This window comes from Mycobacterium sp. D16Q13, assembly GCF_002013375.1.
GTDB lineage: Bacteria > Actinomycetota > Actinomycetes > Mycobacteriales > Mycobacteriaceae > Mycobacterium.
The window spans coordinates 518,663-535,219 of record NZ_MAEW01000003.1 but is presented as its reverse complement, the minus strand read 5'-3'; the positions used below and the strand labels follow the sequence as shown (position 1 = coordinate 535,219).

Annotated in this window: 12 protein-coding genes; 8 read left to right on the top strand and 4 right to left on the bottom strand. The window is 65.0% G+C overall.

Annotated features, from left to right (window positions below; genetic code table 11):
* The first annotated feature begins 86 nt into the window (after positions 1 to 86).
* The 3 genes from B4400_RS05275 to B4400_RS05265 are packed head-to-tail and all read left to right on the top strand — an operon-like array spanning position 87 to position 3,579.
* Positions 87 to 1,127 carry an LLM class flavin-dependent oxidoreductase gene (locus B4400_RS05275; RefSeq protein ID WP_078307674.1) on the top strand — a complete coding sequence of 347 codons (1,041 nt, stop codon included), beginning with the start codon at positions 87 to 89 and terminating at the stop codon, positions 1,125 to 1,127.
* Entirely contained in the window at positions 1,124 to 2,236 is a 1,113-nt protein-coding gene (locus B4400_RS05270) for an LLM class flavin-dependent oxidoreductase (protein ID WP_078307586.1), read from the top strand. The genes B4400_RS05275 and B4400_RS05270 overlap by 4 nt, the downstream gene beginning before the upstream one ends.
* Positions 2,221 to 3,579 (top strand): NtaA/DmoA family FMN-dependent monooxygenase, encoded by a 1,359-nt coding sequence (locus B4400_RS05265; RefSeq protein ID WP_502688378.1) that lies wholly within the window; start codon positions 2,221 to 2,223, stop codon positions 3,577 to 3,579. Before B4400_RS05270 ends, B4400_RS05265 begins: the two co-directional genes overlap by 16 nt.
* On the opposite strand, the gene B4400_RS05260 is transcribed toward B4400_RS05265, so the two are convergent.
* The gene (locus tag B4400_RS05260) at positions 3,541 to 4,272 is read right to left on the bottom strand and encodes an MBL fold metallo-hydrolase (RefSeq protein WP_078307588.1); all 732 of its coding nucleotides are present in this window, start codon (positions 4,270 to 4,272) and stop codon (positions 3,541 to 3,543) included. The genes B4400_RS05265 and B4400_RS05260 overlap by 39 nt on opposite strands.
* Before the next feature lie 68 nt (positions 4,273 to 4,340).
* On the opposite strand from B4400_RS05260, the gene fgd reads away from it, so the two are divergent.
* From fgd to B4400_RS05235, 5 genes are read left to right on the top strand one after another with little or no spacing between them, the layout of a single operon-like run.
* Entirely contained in the window at positions 4,341 to 5,354 is a 1,014-nt protein-coding gene (fgd, locus tag B4400_RS05255; RefSeq protein WP_078307590.1) for a glucose-6-phosphate dehydrogenase (coenzyme-F420), read from the top strand.
* Between the two features lie 28 nt (positions 5,355 to 5,382).
* Positions 5,383 to 5,733: a PNPOx family protein gene (locus tag B4400_RS05250; RefSeq protein WP_078307592.1), complete on the top strand. Its 351-nt coding sequence runs from the start codon at positions 5,383 to 5,385 to the stop codon at positions 5,731 to 5,733.
* A gap of 30 nt (positions 5,734 to 5,763) precedes the next feature.
* Positions 5,764 to 8,766: an alpha-mannosidase gene (locus B4400_RS05245; protein WP_078307594.1), complete on the top strand. Its 3,003-nt coding sequence runs from the start codon at positions 5,764 to 5,766 to the stop codon at positions 8,764 to 8,766.
* A complete protein-coding gene (pta, locus tag B4400_RS05240; protein WP_078307596.1) occupies positions 8,763 to 10,850 on the top strand; it encodes a phosphate acetyltransferase in 2,088 nt (695 codons plus the stop codon). The genes B4400_RS05245 and pta overlap by 4 nt, the downstream gene beginning before the upstream one ends.
* Positions 10,847 to 11,965: an acetate kinase gene (locus B4400_RS05235; protein WP_078307598.1), complete on the top strand. Its 1,119-nt coding sequence runs from the start codon at positions 10,847 to 10,849 to the stop codon at positions 11,963 to 11,965. Before pta ends, B4400_RS05235 begins: the two co-directional genes overlap by 4 nt.
* Here B4400_RS05235 and B4400_RS05230 read toward each other — a convergent pair.
* The 3 genes from B4400_RS05230 to B4400_RS05220 are packed head-to-tail and all read right to left on the bottom strand — an operon-like array spanning position 11,954 to position 16,538.
* The gene (locus tag B4400_RS05230) at positions 11,954 to 14,230 is read right to left on the bottom strand and encodes a serine/threonine-protein kinase PknG (RefSeq protein WP_078307680.1); all 2,277 of its coding nucleotides are present in this window, start codon (positions 14,228 to 14,230) and stop codon (positions 11,954 to 11,956) included. The two genes, B4400_RS05235 and B4400_RS05230, sit on opposite strands and share 12 nt — an antisense overlap.
* Positions 14,230 to 15,213: a glutamate ABC transporter substrate-binding protein gene (locus B4400_RS05225; RefSeq protein ID WP_078307683.1), complete on the bottom strand. Its 984-nt coding sequence runs from the start codon at positions 15,211 to 15,213 to the stop codon at positions 14,230 to 14,232. Before B4400_RS05225 ends, B4400_RS05230 begins: the two co-directional genes overlap by 1 nt.
* On the bottom strand, positions 15,210 to 16,538 hold the full coding sequence (locus B4400_RS05220; protein WP_078307600.1) for a GlnX family signal transduction membrane protein: 1,329 nt from the start codon (positions 16,536 to 16,538) through the stop codon (positions 15,210 to 15,212). Before B4400_RS05220 ends, B4400_RS05225 begins: the two co-directional genes overlap by 4 nt.
* Between the last annotated feature and the right edge of the window lie 19 nt (positions 16,539 to 16,557).

Here is a 16,557-nt window from a genome sequence, read left to right as displayed (position 1 = left end):
CACTGCGAACCAGACAGCGCCGCGGCCCTTTTCCTCAGGCTGAGATTAACGCCGTCATTGTGCCGGTCGTAGCCGTTGAACAGGTCGTGACGACATTGCTCGGCCTGGCTCTGGACGGACACGGTTGGCATCCGGACGCGGATAGGCATGCCGGTAGCCCCCTGACCGGCAAGTACTGGACCCAGCAGGTGCAGCTCGCCGAGCGCGGGCTGCTGGATTTCGTGACGTTCGAGGATTCGTTCGCGCGTACACGTGGCGGGCGTCTGGACGCGATACTCACCGCCGCCCGGGTGGCGCCTGTGACAAACCACATCGGGCTCATTCCCACCGCGCCGGCCACCCACAACGAGCCGTTTCACATCTCCAAATCGATTGCGACCCTGGATATTGTGTCCGGCGGCCGCGCCGGCTGGCAGGTAACCATCGCCGACACCGGGGAAGAGGCCGACGCGTTCGGCCGCACCAAGGTGCTGCCGCTGCAAGATCTGCTGGAGGAGGCCGCCGACTCCGTTGAGGTGGTCCGACGGCTCTGGGACAGCTGGGAGGACGATGCCGAGATCAGAGACGTGGCGACGGGGCGCTTCATCGACAGGGACAAGCTGCACTACATTGACTTCGAGGGCCGGTTTTTCTCGGTGAAGGGGCCCTCCATCACGCCCAGGTCCCCGCAGGGCCAATCCGTGATCGCGGCATTGGCGCGCAGCCGCCCCGGGCAGGCCTTCGCCGCCAAGAACGCCGACGTCGTCTTCGTCACCCCCCATGACGGGGCCTCGGCCGCCGAGATCCCCGCCCGCCTGCACAACACAGCAGGTCATCGCATCATCAAGGTGTTGGCGGATCTCGTGGTCTCATTCGGCCGTGAGGATGAGTTCCATTCGGATGCAGCAATTTTCACAGGACAGGCTCCCGAACTGGCCGAACTCATCGCCCAATGGCACGAATGGGGTATCGACGGTGTACGCCTGCGTCCCGCGGTCAATGCGCTGGACGTCCCGGTCATAGTTGACGAACTCGTGCCCCTTCTTCAGGCCCATCACGGGTTCCGCGCCGAGTATGAAAACGGAACGCTGCGCGATCGGCTCGGCCTGCCTACCGCCACCAACCGCTACGCAAGGAAGTCGGCATGAACGTCCCGCTCTCGGTTCTGGACTTGTCTCCGGTCAGCGAAGGATCGGACGCCACGGCGGCATTGCGCAACTCGATCGACCTGGCCCAGCACGCAGAGCAATGGGGATACCGGCGATACTGGCTCGCCGAGCATCATTTCGTCTCGGTGGCGAGCACCGTTCCCGCTCTGGTCATTGCCCATATCGCCGCCGCCACTCAACGGATCCGGGTGGGTGCCGGTGCCGTTCAGATCGCATCGACTACAGCCGCCGCAGTCGTGGAGAGCTTCGGCATCCTCGATGCGCTCTACCCGGGGCGCATCGATCTGGGGCTCGGGCGCACGGGTCATCGCATCAGGGACCGCCTCGCCGGAAACGAGCAGAAGCCCGAACCGGCACCGGCACATGAGGTAGACGGGTTGTTCATCCCGCAGGCGCCGACAGAGTTCGGCATCAAGGACAACCCAAAACTGCGGGCCACCGTTGCCGCCCTCCAGCAGCCGGGCGCGCAGATCGCCGACTTCGACCAGCAGGTGTCCGATATCCTGGCATTCCTCGACGGCACCTACGTCAGCCCGGAAGGTGTTGCGCTGCATATCCGCCCAGGAGAGGGCGCCGATCTGCCGCTATGGCTCTTCGGCTCCAGCAAGGGCGAATCGGCTCTGGTGGCGGCACGGCGTGGTCTGCCGTTCGTGGCGAATTATCACGTCACCCCCTGGTCCACCCTGGAGGCGGTGCAGGCGTACCGCGAGGCGTTCCGGCCGTCGAAAGCGCTGGCCGAGCCCTATGTCATCGTCTCGGCTGATGCTGTGGCCGCCGAGGACGAGCACACCGCTGCCCACCTCACCAGTACGTTTGGTCGCTGGGTGCACTCGATCCGGTCGGGGAATGGAGCCATTCCGTACCCCGATCCCGATGGTGCACAACCACTTACCGATGAGGAACGCCGTCATTCGGAGGATCGCATCGCCACTCAATTCGTCGGCGATGCAGGCCAGGTCGCTGAGCGGCTGGACACGCTGGCCAGGGTCACGGGTGCCGACGAGCTCGTGATCACCTCCATCACCCACCGGCACGATGACCGGCGCAGGTCCTACGAACTCATCGCCAAGGAATGGGGGCTGATCTGATGACGGACACCCAGGTCCGGGAAGGTGTGCACCGCAAGCCGATTCACCTCGCCGCACACTTTCCGGGGGTCAACAACACCACGGTGTGGTCCGATCCCGCGTCGGGGAGTCAGATCGATTTCACCTCCTTCGTGCATGTGGCGCGCGCCGCCGAGCGTGGACTGTTCGACTTCTTCTTTCTCGCCGAGGGCCTGCGATTGCGCGAGCATCGGGGCCGGATTCATGACCTCGACGTGGTCGGTAGGCCCGATACCTTCACGGTGCTGTCCGCGCTGGGCGCCGTCACCGAGCGGCTCGGACTGGTGGGGACCATCAACACCACCTTCAACGAACCCTTCAATGTGGCAAGGCAGTTCGCCTCGCTCGATCATCTGACGGACGGGCGTGCGGGCTGGAACATGGTGACCTCGTCCGATGCCTTCACCGGTGAGAACTTCCGGCGCGGCGGTTTCCTGGACCACGCCGACAGGTACCACCGGGCTGAGGAATTCATCACGGTGGCCCGCGAATTCTGGGACAGCTGGGACAACGACATCCACCCGGTAAACCACAAGGGCCCGCAGTTCACCGTCCGCGGTGTGGCGACCGCACCGACGTCTCCGCAAGGGCATCCGGTGCTGCTGCAGGCCGGGGATTCCGCGGACGGGCGGGACTTCGGCGCCAAGCACGCCGACGCACTGTTCACCATCCACTCCTCGATTCCCGCGGGGCAGAAGTACTACGCCGACGTCAAGGCTCGTGCCGTCGCGCACGGTCGAAACCCGGATCAACTCAAGGTCTTTCCGGGCGTCACGTACGTGCTCGGTGATACCGAACACGAGGCGATCGAGAAGGCGGCGTATATCAGGGACCAGCAGGTGGGCCCGCAAACCGCCCTGGCCTATCTCGAACAGGTCTGGGGTCGTGATCTCTCCGGGTACGACCCGGACGGGCCGTTGCCGGACGTGGAGCCGACCGGGGACGAGTCGATTACCCGCGGCAAGGCTCGCCACGGCGATCCGCGGGAGATTGCCGCCAAGTACCGGGAGCTCGCGGAGGCCAAGAACCTGTCGATCCGCGAGCTGATCAAAGAAGTCACTTCGCGCCAGCAGTTCATCGGTACCCCGTCACAGGTGGCTACGGAGGTGGACCGCTACATCCAGGCCGATGCCTGCGACGGATTCATCCTCGTCCCGCATCTGACACCCGCGGGCCTCGATGACTTCGTGGACACCGTGGTGCCGCTGCTGCAGGAGCGCGGCGCCTTCCGCACCGAGTACCAGGGTGACACCCTGCGCGAGCATCTCGGGCTCGACGCCGTCACCTCACTGGCGCAGGGCGATCTCGACCGCGTCGCGCAGTGATCCCGTCCACGCCGGACCATGCCCGGGAGCCAGCACATCGGCGTCTACATCGGCAAGGGCCTCGGCACTGCGCCGCGCCTGCTCCATGTCTCTGGTGAAAGGTGCGGGCAGCAGCTGAGGTCCCGAACGGGTCGCGATCGGATGCCCGGTGATGATGGCGTCCCCGACCACCAGCACGTGACCGGCGACCAGGTACGAGCAGTGACCGCCGGAATGCCCGGGTGTCGGGATGGGAACGGGCGCGCCCGGCAGATCCGCGAGCTCGGGACCGATCGGAGCAGCCGTCGGAATGCCGTCACGGACCCCGGCTCCGAGACGCATCGCGTGGATGACCCACGGCAGCCATCCGGGCCGCCACAGATTCAGTACCACCCTGAAGGGTTCGGCCTGGTCCACGTAATCGCGCCGCACATTGCCCAACTCGGCGTTGTGGGCATACACCGGGACGCCATGTTCGGCGGCCCACCAGATCGCCGTCCCCATGTGGTCGATATGTCCGTGCGTGAGCACCACCGCGCGCACGTCTTGAGGTTTGTGTCCCAGCGCCGCAATCGATTTCAGTACGTCGTCACGATCTCCGGGGTAGCCCGAATCGAAGAGTGTGACTCCCGAGCTGTCCGAGGCGATCACCCAGTTGACCGCCTCCCCGTTGACTACGTGCACGGCGTCGCTGACCTGGGTGATCTCGACCATGGAAATGAGACTATCCGGGGTTTGGTTAGGGTGGTTGGAGAACTCACATTGAGGCGAGGAGCGCGCGGATGGCACGGGAACTGAAGCTGGGATACAAGGCATCGGCGGAGCAGTTCGCGCCGCGTGAGCTCGTCGAGTTGGCGGTCGCCACCGAGTCGCACGGTTTTGACAGTGCCACCGTGAGCGACCACTTCCAGCCATGGCGCTACAACGGTGGTCACGCCCCGTTCTCGCTGGCCTGGATGACCGCCGTGGGTGAGCGCACCCAGCGCCTACAGCTCGGTACCTCGGTGCTGACCCCGACATTCCGATACAACCCGGCCGTCACCGCCCAGGCCTTCGCCACCATGGGCTGCCTGTACCCGGGCCGCATCTTCCTGGGTGTCGGCACCGGCGAGGCGCTCAACGAGATCGCCACCGGGTTCATCGGTGAGTGGCCGGAGTTCAAGGAGCGTTTCGCGCGGCTGCGCGAATCCGTCCGGCTCATGCGCGAACTGTGGACCGGTGAGCGTGTTGATTTTGAGGGCGAGTACTACCGCACCAAGGGTGCCGCCATCTACGACGTGCCCGAGGACGGCATCCCCGTCTACATCGCCGCAGGTGGCGCCGTCGTCGCGAAGTACGCGGGACGCGCCGGCGACGGATTCATCTGCACCTCCGGCAAGGGCGAGGAGCTGTACAAGGACAAGCTCATCCCCGCCGTCCACGAAGGCGCAGAGGCTGCGTCGAGATCTTTCGACGACATCGACCGGATGATCGAGATCAAGATCTCCTACGACCCGGATCCAGAGAAGGCACTGGAGAACACCCGCTTCTGGGCGCCGCTGTCGCTGACTCCCGAGCAGAAGCACAGCATCCACGACCCCATCGAGATGGAACGTGCCGCCGACGAGCTGCCCATCGAGCAGGTCGCCAAGCGCTGGATCGTCGCCTCCGACCCGGACGAGGCGGTCGCCAAGGTCGCCGACTACGTGGGCTGGGGCCTGAACCACCTGGTGTTCCACGCGCCCGGTCACGACCAGAAGCGGTTCCTGGAGCTGTTCAAGAACGACCTCGAACCCCGGTTGCGGAAGCTGGGATGAGCGCTCGCGCGAAGACCGTTAGGCACCGATGAGTTCCCTACTTCGACGCTTTGTCGACGCGGTCAACACCGTGCCGGTGATAGCGCTGAACGTGCCGGGGCTGCGCAGCCTGGCGGGCCGGTACTTCACCGTCGTCACCTACACCGGCCGCCGATCCGGGCAGATCTTCAGCACGCCGGTGAACTACTGGCGCTCGGGAGACGACATCGTGATCTGGGTCGGCATCCCCGAAACCAAGAAGTGGTGGCGCAACTTCCTCGGCGAAGGCAGGCCCCTGCAGCTCCGGCTCAATGGCGTTGACGTGCCCGGTTACGGAATCGCGAGAAAAGACGACAGTGGCCGCGTGACGGTGACCGTCCGTCTGGGCGAGAGTGCCTAGAGCGAAATAGTTAGCCGATAGGGTCAGTTCATGCATGACGACCGGCGAATCGTTGAGGACCGCATCCGGCGTTTTGTCGACAAGCGCCTGAACAGTGCCGTCTATGTGGATTCGGCACCGCTGATGCTGACGGCGTGGGCCGTGCCCGGGGAGCCCGTGCCGTTCGCCGAGGCGGCGACACAGGACTTCACCGAGATCACTCCCGGGACGCCATGGGGACCACCGTGGTCGACGATGTGGCTGCACGTGACGGGCACCGTTCCGGAACAGTGGCGCGGTCGCTCCGAGGGTGCCCCGGAGATGAGGGTGGAACTCGGGTTCACCGGAGGGCCGGGTTTCAACGCCGAGGGGCTGGTGTACCGGCCCGACGGCACCGTGGTGAAGGGCATCGCGCCGCGCAACGCGTTCGTGCCCATCGACGATCCGGCTGCCCCGGTGGACTTCTACATCGAGGCCGCCGCCAACCCGGACATCGGTAAGCACTTCTGGTCACCAATGCCGTTGGGAGACAAGGCCACCTCCGGTGACGAGGCGCTGTATCGGTTGGGTGGTATCGATCTCGCGTTACGAGACCTGAACCTATGGGGGCTGCAACAGGACATCGCCACCCTCGACGGGCTGATGCACACGCTCCCCGAGGATCTGCCGCGCCGGCACGAGATCCTGCGCGCCCTGGAACGCGCGCTGGACACGGTGAATCCCGATGATCTCGCGGGCACCGCGGCTGCCGGACGTGCCGAACTTGCCGAGGTGCTGGCGCGCCCCGCATATGCCAGTGCCCATCGGATCACCGCTGTCGGGCACGCCCATATCGACTCCGCCTGGTTGTGGCCGGTGCGTGAGACGGTCCGCAAGTGCGCGCGAACCTTCTCGAACATGGTCGACCTCATGGACCGGCATCCCGATTTCCGTTTCGCCTGCTCCTCGGCGCAGCAGTACGCGTGGATCAAGGACACGTACCCCACGCTGTTCGCCCGTATCAAGGAGAAGGTCGCTGCGGGACAGTTCATTCCGGTGGGTGGCATGTGGGTGGAGGCCGACACGAACATGCCCGGGGCGGAGGCGATGGCACGCCAGTTCGTGGCGGGCAAGCAGTTCTTTCTCGACGAGTTCGGGATCGACACCCCGGAGGTGTGGCTGCCCGATTCGTTTGGCTACTCCGCGGCCATGCCCCAGATTGTTGCTGCATCAGGTTCGGAATACTTTCTGACACAGAAGATTTCCTGGAACTCGGTGAACCGGATGCCGCATCACACCTTCATCTGGGAGGGGATCGACGGCACCGGGGTGTTCACGCATTTCCCGCCCGTCGACACCTACAACTCCGACCTCGGTGGCGGCGACCTCGCTCATGCCCAGCGCAACTATCGCGACTCCGGTGCGGGCACCATGTCGCTGGTGCCCTTCGGCTACGGCGACGGTGGCGGCGGCCCCACGCGGGAAATGCTGGCCTATGCCACGCGAAAACGTTCCCTGGAAGGTTCCCCAACGGTGTCCCTGGGGGCCCCGGCAGAGTTCTTCGCCGCCGCTCAAGCCGAGTACGTCAACCCACCGCGCTGGTCCGGTGAACTCTATTTGGAGCTGCACCGCGGCACCTACACCTCGCAGGCGAATACGAAACAGGGCAACCGTCGCAGCGAGCATCTGTTGCGGGAGGCCGAGCTGTGGGCGGCCACGGCCGCGGTGCGCACCGGCTTTGAGTACCCGTACGTCGAGCTGGACGAGATCTGGAAGCTGGTGCTGCTGCAGCAGTTCCACGACATCCTGCCCGGCAGCTCCATAGCCTGGGTTCACCGCGACGCCGAGCGGAACTATGCGGCCATCGCGAAAAGACTCGAAACCATCATCGAGTCGGCGACACGGGCCCTGGCGGGTAAGGGTGACCACAGGCTGATCTTCAATGCCGCGCCGCACGATCGCGACGGGGTGCCCGCCCTGGGCGCTGCCGCCGTCGACGAGCCGCGGCAGGTCGCTCCCGCGAAGATCGGGAGAGGATTCCTGCTGGACAACGGGATTCTCGCCGCCACCTTCGATGCCGACGGGCTATTGGTCTCGCTCGTCGACGCGGCCACCGGCCGGGAGGCCATGGCCGCACCCGGGAATCTGCTGCAGTTGCATCGTGATACGCCGAACCAATGGGACGCCTGGGATATCGACGGCTTCTACCGGAACACCGTCACCCATCTCACGTCGGCGGACTCGGTCACCGTCGTGGACGGTGCGCTGGTCATCGAGCGGACATTCGGGAATTCGCATGTGGTGCAACGAATAACATTGCAGGCCGAGTCGCCCGCACTGGACATCGACATCGACATCGATTGGCACGAGACCGAAAAGCTGCTCAAGCTGGCCTTCCCCTTCGATGTGCAGGCCGACCGGTCGGCATCGGAAACTCAGTTCGGCCATGTGTATCGGCCCACGCACGCCAACACCTCATGGGACGAAGCCAAGTTCGAGATATGCGCGCACCGCTGGGTACATGTGGGCGAATCCGGCTACGGGGTGGCGGTGGCCAACGATTCCACCTACGGGCACGACATCAGCCGTAGTGGTTCCACCACCGTCGTGCGGATGTCATTGCTGCGCGCCCCGCTGTTCCCAGATCCCGATTGCGACCAAGGGCATCACCGCCTGAAGTTCTCGGTGCGGCCGGCCGCGATGATCGGCGACGCCGTCGAGCAGGGATACCGGCGCAACCTCGCCTCGCGCGTTGTCGGCGGCGCAGTGCGGAACATCGAACCGCTTGTCAGCTTGGATAACCCGGCCGTCGTGGTGGAATCGGTGAAGCTGGCGCTGGACGGCTCCGGCGATGTGATCGTGCGGTTGTATGAGTCGCGCGGCGGACGGGCCGAGACGACACTCCTGACGAACTTCGACCACCAACGGGCGCTCGTCACCGACCTGCTGGAGCGTTCCGTTGAACCCTCCGACGCAGCCGGTGTCGTCAGTTTTGACGGTGAGGCGATGCACCTGACACTCCGACCGTTCAAGATCTTGACGCTGCGATTTCCCGGCGTAGAAAGGCGCGCATGACCGAGGCTAGAGGATTGAAGGCATCGAGTATCTACATTGCCTCGCCCGAAGGCGACACCGGAAAGTCCACCGTCGCACTGGGTGTGATGCATCGGCTGGCCGCCACGGTGGCGCGCGTGGGTGTATTCCGCCCGATCGCGCGGTCCGGGGAAAGTGTGGACTACATCCTGGAACTGCTGCTGGAGCAGAGCACCGCCGACATCGCGTATGAGGACTGTCTCGGCGTCTCGTACCACGATCTGCACCAGGATCCGGACGCGGCGATCGCCGCGATCGTCGACAGATACCACTCGGTGGCGGAGCGCTGCGACGCCGTGGTGATTGTCGGCAGTGACTACACCGATGTCGCCAGTCCCAGCGAACTGAGCACCAACGCGCGCATCGCCGTCAATCTCGGTGCCCCGGTCCTGTTGACCATCAAGGGATTCGATCGGACTCCCGAGGAGATAGCGGCTCTTGCCGAGGTCTGCCTCGGAGAGCTCAAGGCGCAGCGTGCGCACACCGCGGCCATTGTCGCCAACCGGTGTGACCCCGATCAGCTGCCCGAGGTGCGCCAGGCGTTGTCGCGGTTCGACAAGCCGGCCTGGGTGCTGCCCGAGGTGCCGCTGTTGTTCTCGCCGTCGGTTGAAGAACTCATGAAGGCGGTCAACGGCTCGTTGGTCAGCGGTGACGAGGCGCTGGTGTCACGTGAGGCCACCAGCTTCATGGTCGCGGGCATGACGGCCGAGCATTGCCTGGAACGACTGCAGGAGGGGCAAGCCGTCATCTTCCCCGCGGACCGTTCCGATGTGTTGCTCGCGGTGGCCAGTGCTCATGTGGCGGAGGGATTTCCATCGCTGTCCGCCATCATTCTGAACGGCGGACTCAAGCTGCATCCGAGGATCGCCGACTTGGTGGACGGTATCGGACTGAGGCTGCCGATCATCGCGACGGATTCGGGGACGTTCGAGACTGCGAGTGCGGCGGCGCATGCCCGTGGCCGGGTGACCGCCGCCTCCGCCCGCAAGATCGACACCGCGCTCGCGTTGATGGACAGGCATGTCGACGGCGCAGATCTCATCGCGCAGCTTGCCATCCCGATACCGTCTGTCACCACACCGCAGATGTTCGAGTATCAGCTGCTGGACCGGGCGCGGGATAACCGCAAGCGCATTGTGCTGCCCGAGGGCGACGACGACAGGATTCTCAAGGCGGCGGGCCGGCTGCTGCAACGTCAGGTCGCTGATCTGACGATCCTGGGTGAAGAGGCCGAAATTCGTTCCCGTGCTGCCGAGCTCGGTGTCGATATCTCGAACGCCCTGGTCGTCAGCCCCAAGACAAGCGAGCTCGCCGAGCAGTTCGCGGGCCAGTATTTCGAGCTGCGCAAGCACAAGGGCATGACGGCCGATCGGGCGCGCGAGATCATGCGCAACGTCTCATATTTCGGCACCATGCTGGTCTACAACGACATCGTCGATGGCATGGTCTCGGGTGCGGCGCACACCACCGCGCATACGATTAGGCCAGCGTTCGAAATCATAAGGACGACGTCCGGTGTTTCTACAGTGTCCAGCATCTTCTTGATGTGCCTGGCCGACCGGGTGTTGGCATACGGCGATTGCGCCATCGTGCCCGACCCGACCTCCGAGCAGTTGGCCGATATCGCCATCTCCTCGGCGCGCACGGCCGCACAGTTCGGTATCGACCCGCGGGTCGCGATGCTGTCCTACTCGACGGGAACCTCCGGTAGCGGTGCCGAGGTCGAAAAGGTGCGCGTCGCCACCGAACTGGTGCGCGCCAGGCAGCCCGAGCTGCTGGTGGAAGGGCCCATCCAGTACGACGCGGCGGTGGAGCCCTCGGTGGCGGCCACCAAGATGCCCGACTCCCCGGTCGCCGGACGTGCGACGGTGCTGATCTTCCCGGACCTCAACACCGGGAACAACACCTATAAGGCCGTGCAGCGCAGTGCCGGTGCCATCGCCATCGGGCCGGTCCTGCAGGGGTTGCGCAAGCCCATCAACGACCTGTCCCGTGGGGCACTGGTGGAGGACATCGTCAACACCGTCGCCATCACCGCGATCCAGGCACAGGATCTGACCCGATGAGTGCGGTGCTCGTTCTCAACTGCGGCTCGTCCTCGGTGAAATATCAGCTCATCGAACCGGATTCGGGCCGGGTGGATGCCCACGGGCTGGTGGAGCGCATTGGCGAGGAACCCGTCCGTAATCACGAAGAGGCACTGCGGCTCGTCTTCGACTCCATCAACACCGACGATGTGGAAGTGGTCGGCCACCGGGTGGTGCACGGCGGACAAAAGTTCCATGAGCCGACGGTGCTCGACGATGCGGTGGTCGCGCAGATCGCCGAGCTATCCTCACTGGCGCCCCTGCACAACCCGGCGGGTGTCCAGGGCATCGAGGTCGCTCGCCGCCTGCTTCTCGATGTGCCGCAGGTGGCGGTGTTCGACACCGCGTTCTTCTATAGCCTGCCGCCCGCAGCTGCCACGTACGCGCTCGATCGTGAGGTGGCCGAGCGCTATGGCGTGCGGCGCTACGGATTCCACGGCACCTCGCATCAGTATGTGTCCCAGCAGGCGGCCGGCTTCCTGGGGCGCGGGTACGCCGAGATCAACCAGATCGTGCTGCATCTGGGCAATGGGGCATCGGCATCGGCGATCCTGCACGGCCGCGCCGTGGAAACCTCGATGGGGCTCACGCCGCTCGAGGGTCTCGTGATGGGCACCCGCACCGGTGATATCGACGCGGGCATCGTGTTCCATCTGGCCCGCCATGGCATGAGCATCGACGAGATCGACACGGTGTTCAACCGCCGCTCGGGCATGCTCGGGCTGTGCGGTGCCAACGATTTCCGCGAGATTCATCGCCTGATTGAGGCCGGGGATGGCGCGGCTGAGCTCGCCTACAACGTGTACGTACATCGGCTCCGTAAGTACATCGGCGCCTACATCGCGACATTGGGTGGCGCCGACGTCATCTCGTTTACCGCCGGGGTGGGCGAGAACGATGCGGTGCTGCGCGCCGATGCCATGGCCGGACTCGAAGTGCTCGGCATAGAGATCGATTCCGAACGAAACCTGGTGAGATCCAGCGATATTCGCCGCATCTCCACCGATGCTTCACGGGTGACGGTGCTGGTGGTGCCCACTAACGAGGAACTGGCCATCGCCAGGGCGGCGGTGGGGGCGGCTCTAAAGCAGTGATGTCGGGCGCGTGGAGTTGGCAAGGTCGACCAGCGCGTAGCGGTGGGCGCGTTCGGTAGCCCGGCGTGCCAGTGCCCGCAGGCTTCTCTCGACACCCTGGCGCAGGCCGCGTTTGGTGAACGGAACACCCAGGATGTGGTGTCCCGTTGAATGATTGGTCTTGATCCAGTCCAGTGCGGTCCCGAGCACCAGCGCCCTGATCTGCAGCACGCGCGGCTCCGTCTCGGGTAATGCCTCGACCCTGCGCGCCGCCTCGCGGATATCGTCCTCGGTGACCTCTGAGAGGGTGCGGCCGGATAACAGCGTGACGGCACTGGTGAGGCGCGCGGTGGTGAAATGGCGCGAGGTGGGGGGCACGTTGTCGAGCATGCGCACCGCTTCGGCCCGTTCCCCGCGTGCGGCCAGGGTGCGGGCCAGCCCGTAGCCCGCGGAGATGACGCTGTTGTCGGTGGACCACACGGTGCGGTAGAAGTCGAGATTCTTCTCGTCACTGGCAAGTTCGGCAGTCGCCGCCAGCGCCATCTTGGGGGCGATCTCGCCCGGCAGGTAGTCCAGGACGGCGGTGAAATGCTTGGTGGCCTGGTCGTAGTCGCCGTTGAGAAGTGCCGCCATGCCGCGGTACCAGGTCAGTCGCCACGGTGTGCCCACTCGGTCTTCGAGCTGATCGAGCTTGCTGTTGGCCTTGGCGACATCGCCCAGATCCAGAAGCGCACGGGCCTCCATCAGCGGTAGCTCCATCGATTCGGTCAGATCCACGCCGTCGGCGTCGATCCGGCCCAGGCGCGCGGCCTTCAGTGATTCGAGGGTCTGGATAGGCTGACTCAGCACGGTTGCCTGCAGGATCGCGGCGCCCACATCGGTGGGATCCAGAAGTGGAACCTGAAGGGCCGTCACGATATCCGGCGCTGTCAGGCTGGGCGGATGGGCCAGCCCATCGACGTACACGTCGGTGTGCGCCACCAGTAGGTCAACCCCGAACGTCGAGCGGGACGGGCTGAACAGCGTGGACATACCCGGCCGTGGCGTGCCCGAGTCCAGAGCCACTACCTCGCGAAGCACCCCCACCAGCTGAGTGACCATCTCCTCGGCACTGCCGAACCGTGCGGCGGGATCGGGATCGATGGCGCGGCGTAAGAGCCGGTGGTAGGAGTCGTATTTGGTGAGCACCGGGTCTTCGCCCGGCAAACCGTCCTTGTATCGGCCCTTGCGGGTGGGCATCCTCAGGGTCAGCACCGCGAGGGTCCGCCCCACCGTGTAGATGTCCGAGGCGACGGTTGGGCCGGTCTTGGAGATCTCGGGCGCCTGGTAGCCGGGAGTTCCATACAGGTTGCCGTAGGCGTTCAGCGAGGCCACCGCACCCAGGTCGATGAGTTTGAGTTGCTCCTCGGTGATCATGATGTTCTCGGGCTTGAGGTCGTTGTAGGTAAGTCCGACAGAATGCAGAAATCCCAGTGCGGGAAGGATTTCCAGCATGTAGGCGATGGCCTGTGCGACAGGAAGGGCGCTGCCCTTGGGCTGCTTGAGCGAGGTGCCGCCGACGTACTCCATCACGATGTACCCAACCGGATTCCCGTGCTGGTCCGGGTGCTCGACGAAGTTGAAGATCTTCACGATCGAGGGATGCGCCACCTCGGCGAGGAAGCGTCGCTCGGCCATCGCGATGTTCTGTGCCTCGGCGTCACCGGAGTGCACCAGGCCCTTGAGCACCACCGGCCGGTCGTTGACATTGCGATCCACCGCGAGGTAGATCCACCCCAAACCACCGTGGGCGATGCAGCCCTTGATGGCGTACTGTCCGGCGATCACGTCGCCCGGATTCAGTTGTGGCAGAAAGGAGAAGGTGGAGCCGCAGGCCGGGCAGGTGCCGTCGCTCTGGGCGGGGCTGCTGTCCGTTGACCGCCCCACCGGTTTACCGCAGTTCCAGCAGAACCGTTTGGATTCCTCGACAACGGGATTGGTCATCAAGGCGGCCAGCGGATCGATTTCCGGAACGCGGGGGATCTCGACCAGTCCGCCACCGAGACGGCGGGTGGGGGAAAGCCGAACCCGGGTGGTGGTGGCGCGGGCCTCGGGCTGGGTGGTGGGTTGCGTCGTGGGCTGAGTGGAGTCCGGTGCGCGGAACACGGCCTGAGTGGCCATGGGCCGCATCGTGGAGGCGGAGTCGGCGTCTAGGTCCGCGAGGGATGCGGGCCGCGTCCCGGGGCCCTCGTCCTCGGGTGCGTTGTTGGCCGGTTCGTCTTCCTGGCCATCGGGATCTTCACTCATCAGTCCCGGTACCTTGCGCTCGGAGGTGCGGGTGCGGGCCCGAGCACGCTCAACCATTTGCGGTACAAGGCATTCCATGTTCCATCACGCCGGATGCGCTCGAGGGTGCGATTGACGAACCGGACTAGATCGGTGTTCTCGAGCCTGATGCCGATCCCATACGGTTCATCGCTCATGTTGGGCCCGATGATATGGAGATAGGGGTCTTGGGACATCAGGCCGGCGAGGATCGAGTCGTCCGTGCTCACCGCATCGACTTGCCGCTGCTGCAGTGCCACAAGGCAATCCGCCCACGTCACCACCGACATGATGACCGGGGGCGGCGTGATCTGCGAGAGCCGGTTCAGGGAGGTGGTGCCGCGCGCGGCGCACACACGTCTGCCGGAGAGGTCCTGCGCGTTGGTGATACCCGAATCGCGTGAGGTCAGAATCCGCTGGTACGTCATCAGGTAGACCGTCGAGAAGTTGACCTCCTTGCGCCGTGCGCAGGTGATCGTCATGGTCTTCACCACGATGTCGACGGTCGAGTTCTTCAGGGCGGCGATGCGATCCGCCGAGGACAGGATCCGGTACTCCACCCGCTCGGGGGTGCCGAAGATATCGCGGGAGATCTCTCCGGCGATATCGACGTCGAATCCAGTCAGCTCACCGGTGATCGGGTCGCGGAAGCTGAAGAGGTTACTTCCGATGTCCAGCCCGACGATGAGCCGGCCACGCTTGCGGATCGCCGCGACCGCATCGTCATTGGCGGCCCTGTCATTGGTGGGCCGCAGGCTCGCGGTCGGGTCACATGAGGTGTCCACCTTGTCCAGGAGCGCCCGGTTGGGTTCCTGTTCGGTCATCTCTGCCGGGGTTGGCCTCGGCACGGTGAGTTGCGGCAACGGGGTGGAATTCTCGGGCGTCGTGCATCCGGCCAGCACGGTGGCGATGACCGCCAGCGCCGCCAGCCTGCGTGCCTTGCCCCGCGTCACTTCGCCGCTCATCGGTACTCGCTCAGCCTCGGCCACAGGCCGACTCCCACGCAGATCGCACCGCCCACCGAGAGGATCAACGCTCCCGCCGAGGACAAGGTCAAGGCGCGCTCGGCGTTGAGGACACCCGAGCGGAGCTGACGCCGGCTGTCCTGCACACCGTTGCGCAGTGCCGCGTCGAGACTGTCGAAGGCCGGCGTCGAGTCTGATTCACTGCTGCCCAGAGCCACCTGGGTCGCGGCTTGGTAGTTGCCGACGCCGATATAGGCGTTGATCCGGTCATCCGCCAGTCGCCACCTGGTGAGCAGCTGCTGCGCCCGCTCCAGGTCTGCCCGGGCGATGGCATCCGGATTCTTCAGGTATTCGTCGATCTTGCGTTCCATCTCGTCGATGCGGTCGTAGTACGACTTCTTGCGGACGTTCTCGTCGCCGCGACGGATGAGGGCAAGGGTCTCGTCGGCACGTGCCTGCTGGGCCGAGATGACCAGTTGGGTGATGGTTTTCAGCGAATGAGCGCCGCCATTGCGCGCATCGGTGCCCAGGGAGGCTGAGACGGCCAATGCGATACCCACCCAAACCACCATAAGCAGTAGCGCCGCACCACCGGCCAGCATGCCGGGATTGACCATGCGCCGAGTCTTCTTGGACAACCAGCGATGGCCGAAGACCCCGCCGATCATGGTGCCCAGCACGATGACGATCACGGGGAAGGGCACCCGGGTGGACGCACTGGTCTCCTGGTCGACCCGATTGGACGTCTCCTCGTAGAGAAGCTGCGCGTCGGGCAGGATCGTGTGTTGCATCAGCGCGGACGCCTCACTCAGATACGAGGCGCCGACGGGATTGCTTGCCCGGTTGTTGGTGCGCGCGGTCTCGACCAATCCGGTGTAGACCGACAGTTCGGCGTTGATCCGGCTCAGCAGCTCCTGCATCGGTCTGTCGGTCAGACCGCTGGACGCGGCGACGAGTGCGGTCGAGGCATCGGTGATCGCCTGCTCATACCGTTCCCGAACACCCTGAGGTTCGGTGCCCGCGATGAACGCTGTGGTCGCGGCGGCATCGGCGACCGACAGGGTGCTGTACAGCTGTCCGGCCGAGTAGGCCAAGGGTTCAGTGTGGTTGAGCACCGTGCTCAGGGCGAGTTGCCGGTTCTGCACGCTCGCCGAAGTGGCCACCGCGGACAGCACACCAGCGGTGGCCAGGACGATACCGAGCATCAGAATCTTGCCGGGTGTGGACTTGAGAAACCACCACCACGGATGAGCCGGCACGACCGGTGTGGTCGCGCCGACGGGCTCGGTCGACGGGTGCGCTAACCGCGTCGTCCCGACAGTCACCTCTTACCTTCCTCTCCCC